The 23,825-nt window shown below is 42.8% G+C and carries 20 protein-coding genes; 14 read left to right on the top strand and 6 right to left on the bottom strand.

What is annotated here, in order from left to right; genetic code table 11:
* Positions 1 to 29: 29 nt before the first annotated feature.
* Positions 30 to 1,538, bottom strand: a complete 1,509-nt coding sequence (gene hutH / locus ACLI08_RS06465; RefSeq protein ID WP_411427645.1) for a histidine ammonia-lyase — start codon at positions 1,536 to 1,538, stop codon at positions 30 to 32.
* 70 nt (positions 1,539 to 1,608) lie between these two features.
* On the bottom strand, positions 1,609 to 3,108 hold the full coding sequence (locus tag ACLI08_RS06460) for an NAD(P)H-hydrate dehydratase (RefSeq protein ID WP_411427644.1): 1,500 nt from the start codon (positions 3,106 to 3,108) through the stop codon (positions 1,609 to 1,611).
* A 297-nt stretch (positions 3,109 to 3,405) separates the two neighbouring features.
* On the opposite strand from ACLI08_RS06460, the gene thrA reads away from it, so the two are divergent.
* From thrA to ACLI08_RS06440, 4 genes are all read left to right on the top strand, one after another.
* Entirely contained in the window at positions 3,406 to 5,856 is a 2,451-nt protein-coding gene (thrA, locus tag ACLI08_RS06455; protein ID WP_411427643.1) for a bifunctional aspartate kinase/homoserine dehydrogenase I, read from the top strand.
* 87 nt (positions 5,857 to 5,943) lie between these two features.
* Complete coding sequence (locus tag ACLI08_RS06450) at positions 5,944 to 6,864, top strand: homoserine kinase (protein WP_411427642.1); 921 nt, start codon at positions 5,944 to 5,946, stop codon at positions 6,862 to 6,864.
* Positions 6,864 to 8,153: a threonine synthase gene (gene thrC, locus ACLI08_RS06445; RefSeq protein WP_411427641.1), complete on the top strand. Its 1,290-nt coding sequence runs from the start codon at positions 6,864 to 6,866 to the stop codon at positions 8,151 to 8,153. Before ACLI08_RS06450 ends, thrC begins: the two co-directional genes overlap by 1 nt.
* A gap of 301 nt (positions 8,154 to 8,454) precedes the next feature.
* The gene (locus tag ACLI08_RS06440; protein ID WP_411427640.1) at positions 8,455 to 10,587 is read left to right on the top strand and encodes an RICIN domain-containing protein; all 2,133 of its coding nucleotides are present in this window, start codon (positions 8,455 to 8,457) and stop codon (positions 10,585 to 10,587) included.
* A 106-nt stretch (positions 10,588 to 10,693) separates the two neighbouring features.
* Here the strand turns inward: ACLI08_RS06440 and ACLI08_RS06435 are convergent, their stop codons facing one another.
* Positions 10,694 to 11,626, bottom strand: a complete 933-nt coding sequence (locus ACLI08_RS06435; RefSeq protein ID WP_411427639.1) for a peptidylprolyl isomerase — start codon at positions 11,624 to 11,626, stop codon at positions 10,694 to 10,696.
* A gap of 217 nt (positions 11,627 to 11,843) precedes the next feature.
* On the opposite strand from ACLI08_RS06435, the gene ACLI08_RS06430 reads away from it, so the two are divergent.
* Both ACLI08_RS06430 and trmD read left to right on the top strand, forming a co-directional pair.
* Positions 11,844 to 12,293 (top strand): DUF1569 domain-containing protein, encoded by a 450-nt coding sequence (locus ACLI08_RS06430; protein ID WP_411427638.1) that lies wholly within the window; start codon positions 11,844 to 11,846, stop codon positions 12,291 to 12,293.
* A gap of 118 nt (positions 12,294 to 12,411) precedes the next feature.
* On the top strand, positions 12,412 to 13,086 hold the full coding sequence (gene trmD, locus ACLI08_RS06425; RefSeq protein WP_411427637.1) for a tRNA (guanosine(37)-N1)-methyltransferase TrmD: 675 nt from the start codon (positions 12,412 to 12,414) through the stop codon (positions 13,084 to 13,086).
* A gap of 188 nt (positions 13,087 to 13,274) precedes the next feature.
* Here the strand turns inward: trmD and ACLI08_RS06420 are convergent, their stop codons facing one another.
* Positions 13,275 to 14,300, bottom strand: a complete 1,026-nt coding sequence (locus tag ACLI08_RS06420; RefSeq protein ID WP_411427636.1) for a threonine aldolase family protein — start codon at positions 14,298 to 14,300, stop codon at positions 13,275 to 13,277.
* A gap of 52 nt (positions 14,301 to 14,352) precedes the next feature.
* Between ACLI08_RS06420 and prfB the strand changes: the two genes are divergently transcribed.
* The 4 genes from prfB (at position 14,353) to priA (ending at position 19,874) form a co-directional block, all read left to right on the top strand.
* Positions 14,353 to 15,454, top strand: a protein-coding gene (gene prfB, locus ACLI08_RS06415) for a peptide chain release factor 2 (RefSeq protein WP_411427635.1) whose coding sequence is annotated in 2 segments (ribosomal slippage) — positions 14,353 to 14,412 and positions 14,414 to 15,454 — 1,101 coding nt in all. Because the reading frame shifts where the segments join, the coding sequence is not laid out codon by codon here.
* Positions 15,455 to 15,561: 107 nt separating this feature from the next.
* Entirely contained in the window at positions 15,562 to 16,545 is a 984-nt protein-coding gene (locus ACLI08_RS06410) for a ParB/RepB/Spo0J family partition protein (RefSeq protein ID WP_411427634.1), read from the top strand.
* A 1-nt stretch (position 16,546) separates the two neighbouring features.
* Positions 16,547 to 17,389 (top strand): hypothetical protein, encoded by an 843-nt coding sequence (locus tag ACLI08_RS06405; protein ID WP_411427633.1) that lies wholly within the window; start codon positions 16,547 to 16,549, stop codon positions 17,387 to 17,389.
* 34 nt (positions 17,390 to 17,423) lie between these two features.
* Positions 17,424 to 19,874, top strand: coding sequence for a primosomal protein N' (gene priA / locus ACLI08_RS06400; RefSeq protein ID WP_411427632.1), 2,451 nt, complete (start codon positions 17,424 to 17,426; stop codon positions 19,872 to 19,874).
* A gap of 70 nt (positions 19,875 to 19,944) precedes the next feature.
* On the opposite strand, the gene ACLI08_RS06395 is transcribed toward priA, so the two are convergent.
* Positions 19,945 to 20,643 carry a LytR/AlgR family response regulator transcription factor gene (locus ACLI08_RS06395; RefSeq protein WP_411427631.1) on the bottom strand — a complete coding sequence of 233 codons (699 nt, stop codon included), beginning with the start codon at positions 20,641 to 20,643 and terminating at the stop codon, positions 19,945 to 19,947.
* 180 nt (positions 20,644 to 20,823) lie between these two features.
* Here ACLI08_RS06395 and rpsF point away from each other — a divergent pair, with 180 nt between their 5' ends.
* The 4 genes from rpsF (at position 20,824) to ACLI08_RS06375 (ending at position 22,577) form a co-directional block, all read left to right on the top strand.
* Complete coding sequence (gene rpsF, locus ACLI08_RS06390; RefSeq protein ID WP_322624723.1) at positions 20,824 to 21,165, top strand: 30S ribosomal protein S6; 342 nt, start codon at positions 20,824 to 20,826, stop codon at positions 21,163 to 21,165.
* A 2-nt stretch (positions 21,166 to 21,167) separates the two neighbouring features.
* Positions 21,168 to 21,464: a 30S ribosomal protein S18 gene (rpsR, locus tag ACLI08_RS06385; protein WP_322624722.1), complete on the top strand. Its 297-nt coding sequence runs from the start codon at positions 21,168 to 21,170 to the stop codon at positions 21,462 to 21,464.
* A gap of 15 nt (positions 21,465 to 21,479) precedes the next feature.
* Complete coding sequence (gene rplI / locus ACLI08_RS06380) at positions 21,480 to 21,932, top strand: 50S ribosomal protein L9 (protein ID WP_411427630.1); 453 nt, start codon at positions 21,480 to 21,482, stop codon at positions 21,930 to 21,932.
* A gap of 177 nt (positions 21,933 to 22,109) precedes the next feature.
* Positions 22,110 to 22,577 (top strand): DUF6495 family protein, encoded by a 468-nt coding sequence (locus ACLI08_RS06375; RefSeq protein WP_411427629.1) that lies wholly within the window; start codon positions 22,110 to 22,112, stop codon positions 22,575 to 22,577.
* 180 nt (positions 22,578 to 22,757) lie between these two features.
* Here the strand turns inward: ACLI08_RS06375 and ACLI08_RS06370 are convergent, their stop codons facing one another.
* Positions 22,758 to 23,735, bottom strand: coding sequence for a LysR substrate-binding domain-containing protein (locus ACLI08_RS06370; protein WP_411427628.1), 978 nt, complete (start codon positions 23,733 to 23,735; stop codon positions 22,758 to 22,760).
* Positions 23,736 to 23,825 lie beyond the last annotated feature (90 nt).

Here is a 23,825-nt window from a genome sequence, read left to right as displayed (position 1 = left end):
TCATGTAGCTGATATTTATCAAGGCGACACTATTCGTACACCACCTCATCTATTTGCAGGTTGTGTAAAAATGCCACTGTATTTTCAATATCATAATGCAGTATCCTGTCTTCGGTTACAAACGGAACCTCTTCCCTGTATGAGCCTACAAAAGTCTCTAAAAAGTCGCTTGATTTTAGCGGCCTGCGGAATTCCAGTGCCTGGGATGCATTCATAAGCTCAATGGCAAGGATACGTTCCAGGTTTTCCATTATTCGTAGTGTTTTTGTGGCGGCATTAGCCCCCATGCTCACGTGGTCCTCCTGCCCGTTACTCGATACTATGCTGTCTACACTGGCAGGTGTAGACAGTTGTTTGTTTTGGCTAACAATGCTGGCGGCGGTGTATTGCGGAATCATAAAACCGGAGTTAAGCCCTGGGTTACTTACCAGGAACGGCGGCAAACCACGAAGCCCACTGATAAGCTGATAGGTACGGCGCTCTGATATACTGCCAAGTTCGGCAAGGGCTATACCTAAAAAGTCCAGCGTAAGGGCAAGCGGCTGCCCGTGGAAGTTACCACCGGAAATAATTTCGTCGCTTTCTACAAAAATATTAGGGTTGTCTGTAACCGAATTAATTTCGGTACGGAACACTTTTTTAACGTAATCTATAGTGTCTTTGGTAGCCCCGTGTACCTGTGGTATACAACGGAAACTGTACGGATCCTGAACGTGTTTTTTTGGCTGGGCTATAATTTCGCTATCCTCCAGCAGCTCGTTCATTCGGCGTGCGGTAACAATTTGCCCTTTATGCGGGCGTACTATATGTATATGCTCATTAAACGGCTCTATGCGCCCATCAAACCCTTCCAGGGAAATGGCTCCAATAACATCAGCCAGGTAAGAATATTTAATAGCCCTTAACAATACGTGCACGCCATAGGCACTCATAAACTGTGTGCCGTTTAGCAGGGCAAGGCCTTCTTTACTTTTTAGTACAATAGGCTCCCAACCGAAGCTGGCAAGTACTTTGTGTGCCGGCTGGCGGAAACCATCGGTAAATACCTCACCCTCACCTATCAGCGGAAGCGACAGGTGTGCCAGTGGCGATAAATCACCCGATGCACCCAGCGAACCCTGTGTATACACCACTGGAAAAATATCGTTATTATAAAAGTCAATTAAACGTTCTACCGTAGCAAGCTGCACACCGCTGTTACCGTAACTAAGCGACTGTATTTTTAGCAGCAGCATTAGTTTTACAATATCTTCAGGAACCACGTCTCCGGTACCGCACGCGTGCGATTTTACCAGGTTTTCCTGTAGTTTAGAAAGGTTATCGGTGTCAATTTTTACATTATACAACGCCCCAAACCCGGTATTAATGCCGTAAATGGGAGCCTCATGGGTTTCCATCTTCTTATCAAGGTACATACGGCATTTTTCTATGTTTGCACGTGCCTCCTCACTAAGAGCCAGCTTTTTATGTTCAGAAACAATGGTATTTACGGTTTCAAGGGATAAAATATCACTGCTGATATAATGTATGTTGTCCATCAGGTACGGGTTTTTTGAAAGCCCAAAATTCACTAATCTTCAATTAAAAAACAAGATTTTTGTCAATATTTCATTTTTGCCTGCACTCTGATTCTATTTTTAAATATGCTTTTCCTAAATAATGCAGTATATCGCTCGCGGTAAACGCCTGCGTGCCGGTTTCTTTTACCCCTATGTCTGCGGTTAACCCATGCAGGTACACCCCAACTATGGCCGCATCTGCCGGAGGGTATCCTTGAGCAAGCAGCCCGGTAATAATACCGGTAAGGCAATCACCGCTGCCGCCCGTAGCCAACGCTGCATTTCCGGTAGCATTTACGTATACCGACTCTCTGTAAACAATAAGTGTATGGGCATCTTTTGCCACCAATACCACACCGTAACGGGTACTAAAAGCCTTCATTTTATCCAACTTGTCAAAGTCGTTATTCCAGCTGCCCATTAGGCGCTCCAGCTCTTTAGGATGCGGGGTAAGTATGGTATTTTCGGGCAGGTATTGTAACGCCTCTTTATTCTGTGCCAAAATATTCAGTGCATCGGCATCTATAACTAACGGCTTGGTTTGCAGTTTCAGGAAGTTGAGTACAGCCTGTTGTGTTTCGGGGTGCTGACCTATACCGGGACCAAGCCCAATAGCCTTAGGTTGCCCATCAAAGCTGATTTTTTGTATGTGAGTATCACCATCGGTAACCGCCATAGCTTCGGGGAAATAGCTTTGTATCACTTCGTAACCGCATTTGGGCAAATAGGCCGTTACCAGTCCGCACCCCGACTTTAGGGCGGCTTTCGCCGAAAGGCATACCGCCCCTATCTTGCCGTAGCTGCCCCCTATTATAAACGCATGACCCTGCGTACCCTTGTGCGCGTGAGGTTTTACGTGCCTAAAGCGGTGGGCGATTTCTTTACGGTCTGTGTAATAGTGGTGTGTAGGTGTATTGGCGATAAAATTTTTATCTAGGCCAATATCTAAAATCGCTATTTTATCTACAAACGCGCTATTTCCCGGCAAAAAGAACGACAGCTTAGGAAACTGAAACGTTAGTACGTAATCACTCTTTACCGCAATAGTAGTGGGGCGGTCCATAAACAAACCACTTGGGGTATCTATAGACAGCACGTAGCCCTCGCAACTGTTTATTTTTTCTATGACCGTTTTTACCGCTTCGGGTAGTTCCCGGTTAAACCCGATGCCGAAAAGCGCATCTATATATATAAGCTTACCTTTTTCGTAAGAATAGCTATCGCCTTTATTATCTTCTATACCGCTTTCAATCAGATTTTTTAAGGCCATTTTAAAATCGTCAGACGGTTTACCAGCGGCTTCTATCACATCTACCTTTACAGGATAGTGGTCTTTGTGCAGCAGGCGTGCTATAACCAGTCCGTCGCCACCATTATTGCCTTGTCCGCAAAACACATGGAAGGTAGTTTCCTTATCAGGAAAATGTTTTTTAATCCACAAAAAAGCCTCGTTTGCCGCCCGTTCCATCAATTCATAAGATGTAAGGTTTTGAGCTGAAATTGTTATATTATCAGCCTGCCTGATGTTTTCTGTGTTAAAAATTTTCATAAATATGTTAATTTGTTGAATTTTTAAAATATCCCTAAAAAGAACACTATGTGTTGCGGCGGTATGTAAAATTATTACATTTGCTACTATATGACTCACCCTGCCAATAAATATTTAACAATTACATCCTCACTTGTTGGGGCGATTGGCGTTATTGGCACCACTACCGGCACAACCACCACCCCTTGGGGGGTATAATCATTTACATATAGCCATTTTAAGGGTTATTTTCCAAAACAGAAAATAACATTCCCCTTGTATTTAAATCTATCTATTTACCGTAAAATCATTTCAGAAATGAATGTTATAAAATTCGGCGGAACTTCTGTAGCCAATGCCCAAAACATAAGTAAATGCATCAACATTATAAAGCAAAAAAAAGATAAAGAGCCTTTAATAGTAGTGGTATCAGCACTGGGTGGAGTAACCGATCTGCTTTTAAACGCTGCAACGCTGGCTTCACAAAAACAGGAAGGCTACAAAGAAATACTGCAGACCGTAGAGAGCCGACATATTGAAACTGTAAAAGAACTGGTTCCTGTGGCGGGCCAAAGTGGTGTACTTAGCCACGTAAAACGGGAACTAAACCGCCTGGAGACATTAATGGAAGGCTGCTGTCTATTGGCGGAACTTTCAGAACGCACTAAGGACCTTATACTTTCGTTTGGCGAATTGCTTTCCTCATACATTATTAGCGAAGCGCTGAAAGCTCAGGGTGAGGACGCTGCCCTTGCAGACAGCCGTGAACTGATTGTAACCAATAGCCGTTTTGGTAAAGCATCGGTAGATTTTGAGGCTACAAATAAACTGATATTTGACTACTACGAACGTAGTGACAAACAGATAACGGTTATGCCGGGTTTTATAGCAAAATCAGCCGACGGGCATACCACAACGCTGGGGCGTGGAGGATCTGACTATACCGCAGCTATAGTAGCCGCTGCGCTTGAAGTACCATCGCTTGAAATATGGACCGATGTAAACGGCATCTATACCGCTAATCCTAAGCTGGTTAAACAAGCCGAGCCGATACCATACATAACCTTTGAGGAAGCTATGGAACTTTCGCATTTTGGTGCCAAAGTGCTATACGCCCCTACCATTCAGCCTATACTAAACAAAGACATTACCCTGCACATAAAAAACACTTTTGAACCCGACGCCCACGGCAGCGTTGTAAGTAAAGTGCCGGAAGTAAAAAGCGAAAATCCTATACGCGGTATAAGCAATGTAGACAACACCACGCTTATAACTCTGGAAGGGCCCGGTATGGTGGGTGTAGCGGGCTTTTCTAAACGTTTGTTTGATGTAATAAGTAAAGAAAACGTAAGTGTAATTTTTATCACCCAGGCTTCTTCTGAACATTCTATATGCCTTGGTATCGCCGATGGTGAGGCTGCAAAGGCTGAGGCTGCGATTAATGCCGAATTTAGTTTTGAAATCCAACAGGGGAAAATATACCCTGCCATTATAGAAAATGGGCTGAGTATTATAGCCGTGGTGGGCGAAAATATGAAAAACCACCAGGGGCTTAGCGGACGTATGTTTAGCTCTCTCGGTAAAAATAATATCAACATCAGGGCTATAGCTCAGGGAGCGAGTGAGCGTAACATTTCTGCCGTAATAGACAGTAAGGATGTAAAAAAAGCGCTGAACACCCTGCACGAAACCTTTTTTGAAGATGCCACCGTACAGCTTAACCTTTTTGTTATGGGGGTAGGCAATGTGGGCGAACGCTTTATAGCCCAGATACAAAAACAGGCGCTATACCTGCGCGAAAACCTTCACCTCAATGTGCGTATAGCAGGCCTTGCCAACTCCCGCACCATGTATTTTGATGAGGAAGGCATAGACCTGGAAAACTGGAAAGCGTTACTACCCCAGGGCGAAGCCAGCGATTTTAATGGTTTTATTAAAAACATAAAAGCACTGAACCTGCGCAACAGTATTTTTGTAGACAACACTGCCAGCCATGAGGTTGCTGCTACTTATGCACAATACCTTAAGAGTAGCATAGGTGTGGTTACCTGTAACAAGGTAGCGTGTTCATCTGAATTTTCAAACTACAAATACCTGAAAAACCTGAGCAGGCAGTACAATGCGCCATTTTTGTTTGAAACCAATGTGGGTGCCGGATTACCTATTATAGACACCCTTAAAAACCTGGTAGCCAGCGGTGACCGTGTGCACAAAATTCAGGCGGTACTTAGTGGAAGCCTGAACTTTATATTTAATAACTTTAACGAAAACACGGCTTTTCGCGATGTGGTTAAACAAGCCATGGTAGAAGGCTATACTGAACCTGACCCAAAAATTGACCTGAGTGGTGTAGACGTAAAACGTAAGCTGGTTATCCTTATCCGCGAGAGTGGTTACGAAATGGAAATTGACGATATAGCCACCATTTCATTCCTGCCGGATGAGTGTATGGCTACCACCAATAACGATGAATTTTTGGTTTCGCTTGAAAAAAATGCCGACCACTTTAATGGGCTATACAAGAAAGCTGCCGACAATGGCGACCGCCTGAAGTTTGTAGCTTCCTTTGAAAATGGTAAAGCAAACGTGGGGCTACAATTTATACCTCAGTCGCATCCGTTTTATAACCTTGAGGGTAAAGACAATATTGTATTGTTTTACACCGACCGCTATGCCGATCAGCCATTGATTATAAAAGGTGCCGGTGCAGGAGCCGATGTAACCGCTTCGGGTATTTTTGCAGATGTAATCAGGATAGGAAACAGGTAATTTTTTTAGACACGAATTGCACGAATGTTCACAAATTTTAGTATAATGTATTAGTGCCAGTTTGTGAAATTAGTGTCAGAGAAAACTATGGAGGAGATAAAATTATTTTGCCCGGCTACCATTGCCAACGTGTCATGTGGATTTGATGTGTTGGGGCTTTGCCTGGACAGCACGGGCGATGAAATGACCATACGAAAGTCGGCTGAAAAAGGCATCCGCATCACTGAAATCATTGGTGCCGATTTGCCTTTGGAAACCGAAAAGAACGTGGCTGGCGTAGCAGCGCTTTCGCTCGCAGACGCCCTGCAACCCGATTGTGGTTTTGAAATCACGATTACTAAAAAAATAAAAGCCGGTAGTGGCATAGGCAGTAGTGCAGCAAGTGCAGCGGGTGCCGTCTTTGGGATAAATTATTTACTGGGCAGCCCTTTAACAGCAAAAGAGTTGGTTTTCCATGCCATGCAAGGCGAAAGACTGGCCAGCGGTAGTGCCCATGCCGATAACGTAGCTCCTGCCCTTTTGGGTGGGTTTACTTTGGTTCGCAGTTATGAGCCGTTGGACATCATTGCCATAAAAGCTCCGGCAGAACTGTACGCAACGGTTATCCATCCGCAGATAGAGTTGAAAACTAAAGACGCACGCTCTGTATTGCGTGAAAACATCAGCCTTAAAAAGGCTACCATACAATGCGGCAACATAGCAGGGCTCATAAGCGGGCTGTACACCGAAGATTACGACCTTATAGGCCGCTCCCTGCACGATGAACTTGTGGAGCCCGTGCGCAGTATCCTGATACCTAAGTTTGCCGAACTAAAAGCCGCAGCCATTGCGGCAGGAGCTTTAGGTGGCGGGATTTCGGGTTCGGGGCCATCGGTATTTGCACTAAGTAAGGGCAGGGAAGACGCAGAGAAGGCCGCCCTGGCCATGAAGGTAATTTTAGAAGAAATCAACGTGCCGTTTGAGATACATGTGTCGGCAATTAATCCAACAGGAATAAAGATATTATAATGAAATACTACAGCTTAAATAACCCCGATATACAAACCAGTTTTAAAGAAGCAGCCATAACCGGGATAGCCCAGGATAAGGGACTTTATTTCCCGGAAAGCATACCGCAGCTTGATGCTGATTTTATAGCAAACATAGAAAACTACAGCTATGAAGAAATCGCTTACCGTGCCATAGCACCGTTTGTAGGCGATGAAATACCCGAAGATAAACTAAGGCAAATTGTAGCCGAAACCCTTGCTTTCCCGTTCCCTGTGGTACAGGTGGAAGAAGGCGTTTATGCGCTGGAACTGTTCCATGGGCCTACCATGGCGTTTAAGGATGTAGGCGCACGCTTTATGTCGCGTTGCCTTAATTACTTTACACAGGGCGAGGACAAAAAGATTACTATACTGGTGGCCACTTCGGGTGATACCGGCGGGGCTGTAGCCAGCGGTTTCTTGGGTGTGGAAGGTATAGAGGTTGTAATATTGTACCCAAGCGGTAAGGTAAGCGATGTTCAGGAAAAGCAGCTTACCACCCTGGGTCAAAACATAAAAGCACTTGAAGTTAACGGTACGTTTGATGATTGCCAGGATATGGTAAAACAGGCGTTCCTGGATGAGGAGCTTAAAAATATAAGTCTTACTTCGGCCAACTCTATAAATGTGGCGCGCTGGCTGCCGCAGATGTTTTACTATTTTATTGCCTACAAAGAACTGAAAAAACTCGGCAAACCACTGGTGGTGAGTGTACCCAGCGGGAACTTCGGAAATATATGTGCAGGTATGATGGCGAAGAAAATCGGACTGCCAATTCAGCATTTTGTGGCTTCAACCAATGTAAATGATACCGTTCCAAGGTTTATGGACTCACAGCAATACCAACCAAAACCAACCGTAGAAACACTGAGTAATGCCATGGATGTAAGCAACCCGAGTAACTTTGTGCGTATATTGGAACTGTTTGGTAAAGAGTTTGGCGCGCTTGATAATGAGCTTACCTCCTACTCATTTACCGATGCCGAAACCGTTGCAACCCTGCAAAAAGTATATACTGAAGACAACTATCTGTGCGACCCACACGGTGCGGTGGGATACCTGGGGTTAAAAAAATACCTGAAAGACAAAGAAAACCTAACCGGTGTATTTTTAGAAACCGCTCATCCTGTTAAATTTGCAGACAGCATTATAAACAACCTGAAAATAGAAATACCTGTTCCGGCTCAAATTCAGGCAGTACTGCACGGCGAAAAGAAAGCTGATCAGATAAGCACTTACAATGAGCTGAAAGACTTTTTGAAGCGATAATCGGTTATATAAACACAAAAACGGCCCTTTCAGAATGATACCAAAAGTACATTTTGAATGGGCTGTCTTCCTTTTAACGGCAGATATCACCGACAAACGAAATCGTTAGAGTAAATGAAAATATATTTTAAAAAATTATATAAAAATTTGATTATCAATACTAAAAACTTACCTTAAATAAGTTTTTGTAAGGATAAAAATCTTAAAATGATAGGTTTTTGATAAACGCTTTTTTGGTGTTTGAAAGGATGTGAAAGATAATTTTATGGAAATTAAAATTTGTTTCATTAAACTTTTAATTATGAAAAACCATTCACTCATTTCAACCCAAAACGTAAAAAAACTACTCTGCTTTGCAAGTGTAGCACTTGGCCTGGCTTCGGCAACGGCGCAAACGGTAACGCCCTGGCTTACTAAAGGAGACCAAAGTGCACTGCTTTCTCAACAAGGCACAGTAAACTTCGCCGCAAATTCCGGCAGCAACGCTAATACCATTACGGTAAACGCAGGCACTACCTACCAAACCATTGACGGCTACGGCTGGACGCTTACCGATGGTAGCGCACAGGTAATTTCGGGGCTTAACGCTACCGCCCAAAACAACTTGTTACAAGAGCTTTTTAACCCCAGCACCGGTTTAAGCTCTAATGTGGTACGTATAAGCATTGGCTCATCAGATCTTAGCCAATACACCTACAGCTATGCCGACACCTATGGCGATACTGCCCTAAACAACTTCAGCCTTAATGGCTTTACTATGGACTACACGGTGCCTATACTAAAAAAGATACTGGCCATAAACCCTAACATAAAAATACTGGCTACCCCGTGGAGCGCACCGTACTGGATGAAAACCAATAACGGCTGGGTGGGCGGCAGCTTGCTTACGGCTAACTACGGGCCGTATGCCAATTACTTTGTAAAATACCTGCAGGCCATGCAGGCTCAGGGTATTAAAATTTGGGCTATAACACCGCAAAACGAGCCCGAAAACCCATACAACGAGCCAAGTATGACCATGAACTCCACCGAGCAGAAAAACTTTATCAACAATAATTTAGGCCCAGCCTTAATGAACGCAGGATTTGGGTACGTAAAAATCATAGCCTTTGACCATAACTGCGATAATACCGCCTATCCCACAGATGTGCTTAACAACAGCAGTTATGTAGACGGGGCAGCGTTTCACTTGTACGCCGGCAATATTTCGGCTATGACCACAGTAAGGAACAACACGGGTAAAAACGTATACTTTACGGAGCAGTATGTAGGCGGGCCAGGTAACTTCGGGGGCGACTTTGGCTGGCACATGCAAAACGTGGTTATAGGCAGTATGAACAACTGGAGCAAAACAACCCTGGAATGGAACCTCGCAACCAATACGTCTTATGGCCCGCATACCTCAGGAGGATGCAGCAACTGTATGGGAGCCATTACCATAACAGGCAGCGGCAGCTACACGCGTAATTCGCCATATTATATTATTGGACAAATTTCAAAATTTGTAAAAAATGGCGCCGTACGCATAGGCAGCAGTAGCTCAAACGGAAGCCTTTCGGCATCGGCATTTAAAAATAATGATGGTTCTGTTGTACTTGTGGTGTACAACTCCTCGTCGTCTGCCCTGAGCACAAAAATTGTGTCAGGCTCAAATGCTTTTACGTATTCTATTCCCGGTAATGCAGCTATTTCATTTAAATGGACCGAAGGCAGTACACAAGGCTATCCGGGCTATTATAACATTATATCCAGGCTAAGCAATAAAGGGCTCGATGTGGCCGATAATTCTACCGCAAGCGGCGCAAACATACAGCAATGGGACATAACTGGCGGCGGCGGCAATAACCAGCGCTGGAGGTTTGAAAGCGCGGGTAACAACCAGTATTACATCCGCGTAAAATCGACCAATATGTACTTGGCACTCGCCAGCACCAGTACGGCCGATGGTATAAAAGTGCAGCAAAAAAGTTTTGTAAATAACGACACCTACAAGTGGATTGTAACCAGCGTAGGCAGCGGTTATTACAAAATAGAAAACGTATACAGCGGTAAAGCGCTGGATGTTACCGATGTTTCTACCGCTAACGGCGCGCTAATGCAGGTATGGGCCTATGGTGGAGGCACTAATCAGCAGTGGTCTTTTACACAGGTAGAAAACAGTGCTAAACCGGGCAACCAGGCAGGTTTAAATGCAGAGGCTTCAGAAGCGTCATTTACCCTTTATCCTAACCCGGCCAAAGAAACCGTAACTCTGGTGGCCGCAGCGTCAGGACAGTATACCATTACCGGCCTTACCGGTAACATTGTAGCCAAGGGCGATGCCGCAAAGGGCGAAAACAACATAAACATAAGCCACCTTGCCGCAGGCTACTACCTGATTTCTATGCAGGGAGAAAACGGCGCGCTAAAAACACTCAAACTTTTAAAACAATAGTATTGAGAGAATAAATCTATTTGTTTACACACCCTTTCCAAAAATGAAGGCTGCCCGTAACGGGCAGCCTTCTATCATATTACCGGATACTTAAATCCCGGTATGATTATTTTACGTCTACAAGTTCTACGTCAAAAATAAGCGTAGCATCTGGCGGGATAACGCCACCTGCACCACGAGAACCGTAACCAAGGTAAGACGGTATTACAAAACGTGCTTTATCGCCTACCTGAAGCAAGGCAATACCTTCGTCCCATCCTTCAATAACGTGGCCTTGCCCTAACGGGAACTCAATAGGCTGCTTACGCCTGTAAGATGAATCGAACTCCATACCGTTTTCAAGGGCACCTTTATAGTGTACCGATACTTTTTTACCTTTTTCTGCTTTTTTACCACTACCCTTCTGGATTATTTGGTATCGAAGCCCGCTTTCAGTTTTTTCAAAACCTGCTGCCAGTTTTTCAAGAGCTTCCTCTGCAAGGCGCTTTTGTTCTGCAAGGCGTTTTTCGCGCGATCCTTCAAAGGTGCGAAAGGCCTCTATGGCGTTCCACTTTTCAGCTTCTTCGCCCACACGGATAATTTCCAGTTTTTCTATTTTATCTCCCTGCTGAATGGCATCTACCACATCTTGTCCTTCCACCACGTTTCCAAACACGGTGTGCTTGTTATCCAGCCACGGTGTAGCTACGTGAGTAATAAAGAACTGAGAGCCGTTTGTACCAGGACCGGCATTAGCCATACTTAGTACACCCGGGCCGCTGTGTGTAAGGGTTGGGTGAAACTCGTCATCAAAGTTGTAACCCGGGCCGCCGGTACCTTTACCAAGCGGGCATCCGCCCTGGATCATAAAGTCTGAAATAACGCGGTGAAACACCAGTCCGTCATAATATGGTTTGCCCATGGGCTTAGCATCGTTATCAAGGTTACCCTCGGCAAGGCCTACAAAGTTGCCCACAGTACCCGGGGTAAGGTCGTACGTAAGCTTCACCAGGATATCTCCTTTTGAAGTATGAAATTTTGCGTAAATACCGTTTTCCATTGTTTTTGTATTCGTTGTTTTGAAGTGGCAAAGTTACAAATTTATTCCTACTGCACTGCCAATCCAAAAAAGGTAATCGGCTAATTGCATCACTTAAAAAAACAATGACCAATTCAATTCGTCAGAAAAATAATAAAAAAGAGGTTTTAGCGTAATAATTACCGCCATATAACTGAGGAATATTTTTAATTTTGACGTACACAATAAACACACATTAATGGAGAGCCTTTACGACCCGAAAGGGAACCAAAATATAATAGACCGCATAGACAGCCTTACGCCTATTAAACTGTCTTTATGGGGAAAAATGACCGTGAGCCAAATGCTGGAACACTGCCAGCAGCCTATAAAAGTATGTTTCGGCACACTGCACATACAACCCCACTGGAAAAGCTATTTCCTTAAAAACAGTTACAAAAAAGTGCTGCACAGTAAACAGCCTTTTCGCCGCGACCTTAGTACCATAAAAGAGTACAACATAACACACGAGCCACATTTTGAAACGGCAAAACAGCAACTAAAAGAATTGGTGGCTACGTTTGCCAAAGAAGGTCACGGCTGTATAAAGCAGCACCGCCATCCGCTAATGGGTAACCTTACGCACCATGAATGGGATTTACTGCAGTGGAAACACTTGGATCATCATTTAAAGCAATTCGGAGTATAAACAATTATTCAATGTAACAATGGATTGATGTAGCAATTAATGAAACTGTATACGCTATGTTTTATGCACCGCCTTTAATTGTTACATTTGCACACTAAAAATTTGATTGATTAGAACCATGCGCATTGATATCATTACCGTATTACCTGAGTTATTACGCAGCCCTTTTGAGGCTTCTATCCTGAAACGTGCTATAGACAAAGGCCTGGTAGAAGTACACCTGCATAACCTTAGGGACTACAGCACTAATAAGCATAAAAACGTAGACGACTACCAGTTTGGCGGTGGTGCGGGTATGGTAATGATGATAGAGCCTATAGACCTGTGCATAAGCAAACTGAAAAGTGAACGCGATTACGACGAGGTAATCTACATGACGCCCGACGGCGAAACGCTTAACCAGGGCATGGCAAACAGCATGTCACTTTTAAAAAACATTATTATCCTGTGTGGGCATTACAAAGGTGTAGACCAGCGTGTGCGCGACCAGTTTATTACTAAAGAAATATCTATAGGTGATTTTGTGCTTTCGGGTGGTGAGCTTGCCGCTGCCGTGGTAGCCGACTCTATCATCCGCCTGATTCCGGGTGTATTGAGTAATGAAACTTCTGCATTAACTGACAGTTTTCAGGATAACCTGCTTGCTCCTCCCGTATACACGCGCCCGGCTGAATACAAAGGCTGGAAGGTGCCGGACATCCTATTAAGCGGTCACCAGGCAAACATAGACAAATGGCGGGAGGATATGGCGTATGAGCATACTAAAACCCGCAGGCCGGATCTTTTGGAATAGTTTATTTTGTTTAAGGTTTAAAGTTGCTTACTCGGATAATCTATTCTCAAAGTCCAATCCAGCTCGTCATTGCGAGGCACGAAGCAATCTTAAACGAAAGCAAACTTTTAGCCTAATAAAGATTAGATTGCTTCGTGCCTCGCAATGACAGGACAAAAGAGTAAGCAACTTTAAACCTTAAACAAAAACTAAAGCGTAAACCTGCTCAGCGTTTCTACTACATACTGATGCATCACCTCTTTGTAGTCCAGGTGGGTTACAATACGTAGTTTGCCCTGCCCCATAGAACTGATAAAAATGCTTTTCTGTTTCAGTTTTTCTATAACAGCAGCTTCGCTGTAGCCATCACGTACAGAGAAAATAAGGATATTGGTTTCTACCGGTTCCACGCTTTTCACCCAAGGGAGTTGGCTTAAAAGTTGGCCCAGTTGCTTTGCACGGCGGTGGTCCTCCTCAAGGCGGCCCACGTTGTGCTGCAATGCATACATACCGGCAGCAGCCAAGTAACCGGCCTGCCTCATGCCGCCACCCAATACCTTACGTATGCGCAGCGCACGGTTCATATCGGCTTTACTGCCCACCAGTACAGAGCCTACCGGAGCACCAAGCCCTTTGCTAAAACAAATAGAAACCGTATCAAACAGCTCCCCAAACTGGCGCGGATGCTGTCTTTTAGCCACCAGGGCGTTCCACAGGCGGGCGCCATCCAAGTGGTATTTAAGGTTGTTTTGGGTACAAACCTCTTTAATATCGCGCAGGGTTTGCAGGTCGTAGCACGCCCCTCCGCCCTTGTTAGTAGTATTTTCTATGCACACCAGCGAGGTAAGCGGGCTGTGGTAAAAATCAGGCGGGTTTATAGCATCGCGCACCTGCTGTGCGGTAATCATACCCCGGTCGCCATCTATAAGCCTGCACGAAACACCGCTGTTAAACGCTGCCCCGCCGCCTTCGTAGTTATACACGTGCGCCCATTTATCGCAAATAAGCTCATCGCCGGGCTGGGTATGCAGTTTAATCGCGGTTTGGTTAGCCATGGTACCACTAGGGAAGAACAGCCCGGCCTCTTTGCCGAACAAGCCTGCAACGGCTTCTTCCAGTTCGTTTACCGATGGGTCTTGTTTGTACACATCGTCGCCCACGCGCGCGCGGAACATTTGCTGTAACATTTCGTGAGATGGTTTGGTAACCGTATCGCTGATTAAATTAATTTCCATATTATGAAAAGTATCGCCTATTTTTGTAAGCAATTACAAACTTACATTATTTATGACAAATACCGAACAAATTAAAGGTATTATGGAGCGCCTCGGAGCACTAAGGAGGTATCTTTGACATCGACAGGAAGTTAATAGAAATTACTAACGAAGAAGAAAAGACCTACGCCCCTGATTTTTGGAACAACGCCAAGCAGGCCGAACTTATTGTACGCAATCTGCGCGGCAAAAAGAAGTGGGTGGAAGACTATAACAAAGCCAACGACTTAGCCGAAGAACTGCAAATAATGTACGACTTCTTTAAAGAAGGCGACGTTACAGAGGAGGAGCTGGATAACCAGTACAGCGAAACCATAACGCATATAGAAAACCTGGAGTTTAAAAATATGCTATCAGACGAGGGCGACAGCATGAGTGCCGTACTGCAAATTACCGCCGGTGCCGGTGGTACCGAAAGCTGCGACTGGGCCAGTATGCTTATGCGTATGTACATTATGTGGGGCGAAAAACACGGCTATAAGGTTAAGGAACTCAACTTTCAGGAGGGTGAAGTTGCCGGTATAAAAACCGTAACGCTGGAGTTTGAAGGCGATTACAGCTTTGGCTGGCTTAAGGGCGAAAACGGTGTACACAGGCTGGTGCGCATTTCCCCGTTTGACAGTAATGCCAAGCGCCACACCTCGTTTGCATCGGTGTACGTGTACCCGCTTGCCGACGATACCATAGAAATTGAGGTTAGCCCTGCCGATATTAGTTGGGAAACCATGCGAAGCAGCGGCGCGGGTGGGCAAAACGTAAACAAGGTAGAAACCGCCGTAAGGCTACGCCACCACCCTACCGGGATTATCATAGAAAACTCAGAAACGCGCTCGCAGCTGGATAACAAGATTAAGGCGATGCAGCTCCTGAAATCGCAGCTTTATGAAATAGAGCTGAAGAAACGCCAGGCGATGCGCGACGAGATTGAGGCCAACAAAATGAAAATTGAGTGGGGTTCGCAGATACGCAACTACGTAATGCACCCGTACAAGTTGGTTAAAGATGTGCGTACCGCCCATGAAACCAGCGATGTAGACGGGGTTATGAATGGCGAAATAGACCCGTTCCTGAAAGCGTATCTTATGATGATGGGACAACAGGAAAGTGAGGATTGATTTTTGACTTTTTATTTGATATTGAAATCCCGTGGTGTGAGCTGCGGGATTTTTTTTTTGCTTATTTTGTTAAAATTATTTATTTTTGACTTAAAACCAACCATTTTATGACAAATCTCAGCAGTATTATAGAATACGATAAAAAAGTTCAAGATATCAACATTGAACAATTAATCACAAATGAGTTCAACCCTAGGGCACGTTATAATGAGGAAGAGGAGGAAGAATTAATTGATTCTATTCTTTCCAAAGGGATACTTAACCCCATTATTGTCTACTATGACAAGCAAAGAGATAAATATATTATTCTGGATGGGGAAAGAAGGTATAGGGCTTGCAAAAAGATTAATATAAAAACAGTCCCTGCTCGTGTCCTTCTAAAAGAGCCAGACTTACTTGAGTCACTTTCTCTAATGTTTCATATCCATAATGTAAGAGAAGAATGGACAGAGTTCGCTATATCAATGACTATCAGGAGAATAGTAGACGAAATGGGGAAAAATATTCAAAATCTAAATTCCTCTGACATGAGAGAATTGTCAACAATGACTTCATTATCAACTTATAAAATCAACAAATATTTAAAATTTCAAGACTATCCCGATAGCGTCATACAGAAGTTTCTAGAATATGAAATTGGGCCTAGTAATGAAAAACCTGACCCCGATATTTTGCTTGAGATGCATAAACCAATAAAGGATATCGGTCAATTAATGCCTGAATTATTAAAAAATCATAACATTGGTGAGATAATTGACATTTGTATTGACAAAAAAGATAAAGGAGTTATTAGAAACAATAAAGAATTTAGATTAATAAACAAAACATTAAACGCTGCTAAAGATGGACAAATCCCAATTGATCAAGTAAAAAATCAAATTGAACGTTTTTTTAACGATATAAATTTTAGCCCTGAAGACTTATATCAATCGACTTCTCAAAATTTTTATAAATATCAGTCTGTGTTAAAAACTTCTAAATCTTTATCACAGTTATTAATTGATTTTGATTTTAATTCTTTGGATTACGAAAGCAAAAGAAATCTTGAGAGTGAATTGGAAAAACTTCTCATTAAAATCCGATCATTATAACATGGATATTATTGATTTAATTGATAAACAATATACTCCAGATGATTATATTGTTTTAGATGTTATGCCTGAAGAATTAACATATGTTCCTAAACTCATCAAAAAAAAAGACAACGACCTGAAGATTTTTCATATTAGAGAAGACAGTAATGTAATCAAAGAATCCATAATACAACGTATCGCATCAGCAAAGAAAATACCAGGAATATCTTATGAGCAATACTTGGTTTTCAATGAAAAACCAAGTATGAGCATTCTTAAATCTTGTCGACTTTATAGAATCGGAATTTATTATAAGAACTTAAAGGGAGAATTAGAGCTTTATGCTGAACCAGCAAAAATAACAGGGCGTAAAAAAAAGAGCCAAATACCTAATACCAAAATTTTTTTTAGTTCCAAACAAGATCTTGAAGAAAGAGCAATTGGTAAAAAAATTATTGATGTACAAAAAGATGCTAATAAAATTCCTGTGTTTGCCAATTTGGTTGAAGATGACCAACGCTACGATAATACCACTGAAAACCTGATAGACATAATTAATGATGTCATGGACGATTCAGATTTTGTAGTATGTATATTAGCCGAAGAATATAGGTCAATTGTTGATCAAGAAATAAGAAGAGCTTTAGATTTATATGAACCCGAAGAAATACTAATTTTTCTTAAAAACAACAAAACAAGTAAAGACGCATGGGCTCCTTTACTAAATCATATTCATACAAACTACAAAGTAAAATATACTGAATATTTGGACATGAGGGATTTCGAATTGAAGTTCACAAGGAGATTAATGGTGATTTTAAAAGAATTACATAAAAAGCACGACGTTGAATTTTTAGGCTAACATGTAAATCTTATCTTTGCCCTAAACACACTCCATGCCTTATTTTATTGAAGTAATACTGCCGCTATCGGTACCCCGAACGTTTACGTATGCCGTTAATGCGGCAGAGTATACGTTTTTGCAGCCGGGTATGCGCGTGGCGGTGCCCTTTGGTAAAAACAAGCTGTACACTGGGCTGGTACATTCGCTGCACCAAAACCCTCCGCAGCTTTATCAGGCAAAGGACATTGACCAAATACTGGACGATGCACCTATTGTAACCCCTAACCAGCTTAAACACTGGGAATGGATAGCATCCTACTACATGTGTACCGTGGGCGAGGTGTACAGGTCGGCTTTACCCAGCGGGCTGCTGCTGGAAAGCGAAACCATAATAACCCCCACGAAAGACTTCCGCCCGGAAACAGGCTCTCTTACCGATGATGAATACCTGATTTATGAGGCGCTGCAAAAACAGAGTGCCATAAAGGTGCAGGAAGTAGCTGCAATACTCAACAAAAAAACGGTACTCCCCACCCTTAACCGCCTGCTAAAAAAGAACGTGGTGGTACTTCAGGAAGAAATTACCGAAAAGTACAAGCCAAAAGTTATCCGTTACATCCGCCTGCAAGAGGAATTTTTACAGGAGGAACAACTCAGCGGATTACTGGAACTGCTAAGCCGCGCACAAAAACAACGCGAACTGGTGCTGCACTACTTTCAGCTTCAGGCACGCGAGCGCAAACCCATAACGGTAAAGGCACTTATAGAGTCGGCAGGCAGTACAGCGGCAGTAGTAAAATCATTGGTAGACAAAAATATCTTTGAAGAATACTTTTTGCAGGAAGACCGCGTAAGCTTTTCCGGGAGCGATGAGGCCGGTTTTACCCTTAGCGAACGCCAGCAAATAGCCTTTAACACCATAAAAGCCGGTTTCGGGCTGCTGCCCGTTACCCTGCTGCACGGCATTACCAGCAGCGGAAAAACAGAGGTGTACATAAAACTGATTGAAGAATATATTAATTCGGGCAAGCAGGTGTTATATCTGTTACCCGAAATTGCGCTTACAACCCAACTGGTACACCGTCTTTCGGCGTATTTTGGTAATAAAGTTGCGGTATTTCACAGTAAATACACCAACAACGAACGCATAGAGGTTTGGAACCAGGTGCTGAGCCAAAGCGAAAAGGCACAGGTGGTCATAGGAGCGCGTTCGGCTTTATTCCTGCCTTTTCAAAACCTGGGCCTTATTGTTATAGACGAGGAGCATGAGCAAACCTTTAAACAACAAGACCCTGCGCCGCGCTATCATGCCCGGGATGCCGCCATTGTACTGGCTAATTATTTCGGGGCAAAAGTGCTGCTGGGATCGGCTACGCCAAGCATAGAAAGCTACATGAACGTACAAAGCGGCAAGTATGCCTTTGCTGAGTTAAAGGAGCGTTTTGGCAAAGTGCTTCCCCCTGAAATTATTTTGGTAGACCTGAAAGACAAGTACAAGCGCAAGCAAATGACCGGCCACTTTAGCGATACGCTTACCGAAGCCATGGCCGAAACTATGGCGCTGGGCAAGCAGGTTATTTTGTTCCAAAACCGCAGGGGCTACTCGCCCTGGGTAGAGTGCATGAATTGCGGACACGTGCCGCAATGCCCGCAATGCGATGTAAGCCTTACGTATTATAAGTTTAAAAACCAGCTGCGTTGCCACTACTGCGCCTACCACATAGCCATGCCCACGCACTGCCACCACTGCCACAGCGTAGACATAAGTACAAAAGGCTTTGGCACAGAACAGATAGAGCAGGAACTTAAAACCTTGTTCCCTACCAAAAATGCCTGGCGCATGGACCAGGATACTACCAGGGGTAAACATGGTTATGAGAAGATAATAGATGCTTTTAAAAACCATGAAATAGATATACTTGTGGGCACCCAAATGCTGGCAAAGGGCCTTCATTTTGATAACGTGGGCCTTGTAGGGATACTTAATGCCGACAATATGCTTTTTCAGCCCGACTTCCGTGCTTTTGAGCGCGCGTACCAAATGATGGTGCAGGTAGCGGGGCGCGCGGGGCGTAAGGATGAACGCGGAAAAGTGTACATACAAACCTATAATGTAATGCACAACATTATCCGCCAGGTTACCGAAGGCGACTATGAAGGTATGTTTAAAGAGCAGCTCTACGAACGAAAGAATTTTAAATATCCGCCTTACTTCCGTTTGGTACGGCTTACCTTAAAGCACAAAGATTACGAAAAGCTGAAAGAAGCAGCGTTTTGGCTGTACAACGTTCTGAACCAGCAGCTGCAAATGCCCATATTAGGTCCTGAAGAACCCGCAATAAGCAGAATCAGAAACGAGTACATACGTACTATTATGGTAAAAATACCACTGGGTGCAGCTATAGGCACCACTAAGCGCAATATACTCCGCATATTAGAAAGCATGGAGGCCATACCACAATACCGTTCGGTTAAGGTTACCGCCAATGCCGACCCATATTAAACAATTAAGAGCTGCACAGGGCAGCTCTTAATTGTATATTATAAGTAAAAGTGGATTTGGTTAAGCTAAATTATTGCGGCCTGTTAAGCACATTTACAAGATCTTCCTTTTTATTACGGCTCAGCGGGATTTTAGTGTCGCCTATTTCGGCAAACTTGCTGTTAAAGCGGTCTACTTTATCAAGGTTTATAATATATGATTTATGCACACGCATAAATTTTTCTGCGGGAAGTTCGTTTTCAAAAGACTTCATGGTGGAAAGTACCAGGTGTGATTCGTCTTCGGTAATAATCTTAATGTAATCGCCCAGAGCCTCGACCCAGCGGATTTTAGCAATGTATACCTTTAAATTTTTAAGGTTACTTTTTACAAAAATAAATTCGCCCTCTTCTTCTACCCCGTCTTTTTGCAGGGATTTCATATCCAGGGCTTTTTGTACCGCTTTATTAAAGCGCTCTTTTGTAACCGGTTTATGCAGGTAATCCAGTGCTGCATAGTCAAATGCCTTAAGTGCGTAGTCGCTTTTAGAAGAAATAAAAATAATTTGCGGCCTTACCTTAAGGCCATCGAGCAAATCAAAACCTGTTTGTACAGGCATCTCAATATCAAGAAATAACAAGTCTACATCCTTATTTATAATACAGTTCCGGGTTTCAGATGCATTAGAAAAATCCCCTACTAAAACAAGGTTAGGATGCTCGTTAACGAGCTTCGCTATAGTTATTCTTTGTATCGTGCTATCGTCAACAACAACACAGTTAAGTTTCATCTGTCATTCGTTTTTTTAAAGGTTTAGTAATCTTTAAACGTGTTTTGAGTTGGATTCTTTACAAATATAAATAAAAAATTCAGTTTTAAATAATAGGTTAAAAATTAAAAATGGGGGTTGCAGGTTAAATAAAAAGCACTAAATTTGCACCCAATTTTGTAACAAAATAAATATAGTATTATGAATCACTATGAAACTGTTTTCATCTTGAATCCCGTTTTATCTGAAACACAGGTAAAGGAAACAGTAAGTAAGTTTGAAGACTACCTTACTTCTAAGGGTGCAGAGTTCGTATCAAAAGAGGATTGGGGCCTTAAGAAACTGGCTTATGAAATCCAGAACAAAAAAAGCGGGTTTTACCACCTGTTTGAATTTAAAGCTCCTGCTGAGGCGCTAATCGGATTTGAAACCGAATTCCGTCGTGACGAAAGAGTTATGCGTTTCTTAACCGTAGCACTAGACAAGCACGCTATATCTTGGGCAGAAAGAAGAAGGGAAAAACTAAAAGCTAAAGCGAACTAATCATGTCAACAATAGAACAGTCGGCTAAAGGAAAAAAAGACGGAGATATCAGGTATCTTACGCCTTTAAACATAGAAACTAACAAAACTAAAAAGTATTGTCGTTTCAAGAAATCAGGTATCAAATATGTAGATTACAAAGATGCTGATTTCCTACTTAAATTTGTAAACGAGCAAGGTAAAATACTTCCTCGTCGCCTTACCGGTACATCTCTTAAATACCAGAGAAAAGTATCTGTAGCCGTTAAAAGGGCTCGTCACCTAGCGTTAATGCCATATGTGGCTGATTTACTAAAATAATAAAGAGGCAAGATTATGGAACTTATACTTAAACAAGACGTACAAAACGTAGGTTTTAAAGATGATATCGTTACAGTAAAGCCAGGATACGGCCGTAACTATCTTATACCACAAGGATTTGCAGTTGTTGCAACGCCTTCTGCAAGGAAAGTACTTGCTGAAAACCTTAAGCAAAGGGCTTTTAAAGAGCAAAAAATAGTTAACGATGCTAAAGCTATCGCTGAAGCTATAAAAGCTCTTGAAATAAAAATCACTGCTAAAGCAGGTGGCGATAAACTATTTGGTTCTGTAACCAATGCTGATATTGCTGCTGCCCTTGAAGCTAACGGTCAGTCTATCGACAAAAAATTCATTACAAGCGGTATTGTTAAGCGTACTGGTAAGTACTCTGCTTCAATCCGTCTTCACCGTGAAGTTATCGTAGACCTTCCTTACGAAATCGTTGCTGAGCAACCTGCTGCTAACTAATTAGAACAGTTAAAAATACTAAAGCCTTCCTTTCGGAAGGCTTTTTTTATGCAAATTGATTAGTTATTTCAACACTAATTGCACAAATTTGCACAAATTATTATTACACACAATACTTAAAAACACATTTACCAATTAGTTATAACTGGCATAATTGGTGGTAAAGATATTCTACAGATGAAATACATCCGCCTTACAAAAGAACAGCTTGAAGAACTGCACCCTGAATTTAGCCGTTTTCTGGCATCGCAACAGATAGACCGCAACGAGTGGGACACCATAAAAAAAGAAAAACCAGAAGTAGCCGAACAGGAACTGGATGTGTTTAGCGACCTGATTTGGGAAAACGTACTAGACAAAGCACAATGGCTGGAACACTACAGCCCTAATCATATTTTTTTGTTTAAAATGGGAAAAGAAAGTATGGAAAGCATTATTATACACGCCCATACACCTAATGCCGACCTTACAACAGAGCATGGCCTTCTATGGCTAAATGAAAATATTTTTAGCGATGACGTAAAAGTAACCCGCGGAAAAAAAGATTTTGGCGAAGACCGTAATGGTGAAATATTCAGCCTTATGCAACAGGGTGCCACGCTTACTGATGGTGTACTGTATGCACAGTTTGAAGATATGTTTTAGTATACACTTAGCCACGAATTACACAAATTTTCACAAATTCAAAGGGCGCTTAATTTCTTCCATTTTAACTGTAGCGCAGCGGAGAAATCTTAAATATTTAACTAGAGAAATATCTCCTATAGTAGACACGGAACGCCGCATATCAATTTGTGAAAATTTGTGTAATTCGTGGCTAAGCTACTACCCTTTCATAGCTTCAGAAACCTTTTCTATAAAATAAGGCGAATCATTCCACCTGATTTTTCGGTACGGCTTATTTTGTTTTAAATTATCGGGCAGACAGCCCCAAATTACCTCACTCATCTTTTCGAGCAACAACTTACGTGTAAAGGTATCAGCAACCACCAGGCTAATTTCGCGTACCGGCACCGGCTCTTCAAAGGGCTTATAAAAGCCATTTTCAGACTCATGCAATACCGAAAGTTGTGGAACCAAGGCAAACCCTAACCCTGCCCTAACGAGGTTTTTAAGCGTTTCTATCGAATTAACTTCGTACACAAAACGTTCTTTTTTGTACCCTCCTTCTTTTAATCCGCAAATATCCAATAGCTGGGCATTGTAGCAATATTCACTTTCCAGCAGCAACAATTCAGGCCTATCCTGCGGCTGAAGTTTATATAAAGGTTCGTTCATCATAGGATGGCCGTGATTTAAGTACGCCACAAAAGGCTCTGTAAATACCGGATACTCATGTAATGCTGCATGGCCGGTAGGCGTAGCCATAAGCGCCACATCTATAGCGCCGGTTTCCAGCCAATGCATCAGTTCGCCTGTACCCCCTTCTTTTATAACAAACTCCATTTTAGGCGCCACGCCCACCATAGCCTTAATAAATTGTGGGATTAAGTAAGGAGACAGCGTACTTATAACCCCAAGGGTTACAGTACCTTCAAGATCGTTTTTTTTATTTACCACATAATCGCGTATAGCATCGGCTTCGCGCAATACTTTTCGCGCCCGCAATATAATTTCTCCACCCGCCTGTGTGGGCTTTAGGGGTGTTTTTGTACGATCAAATATCTTAATGCCTATTTCCTCCTCAAGATTTTTTAGCTGTATGGTAAGCCCCGGTTGCGTAACCATACATTCTTCTGCAGCCCTTGCAAAATGCCGGTGTTCGTCTAACGCTACTATATATCTAAGCTGTTGAATTGTCATGATTATAAAATTATTTTATAAAGGTAAAAAATTATTAATTTGATTTATACACAACCACCCACTTATATTTGTATCATCAAAATGCGCAAG

The organism is Flavobacterium sp. RNTU_13 (genome assembly GCF_046614455.1).
In the GTDB taxonomy this organism is placed as follows: Bacteria; Bacteroidota; Bacteroidia; order Flavobacteriales; family Flavobacteriaceae; genus Flavobacterium.
Note: the sequence above shows the minus strand (reverse complement) of the source record. Positions and strands in the feature narration are given on the sequence as shown.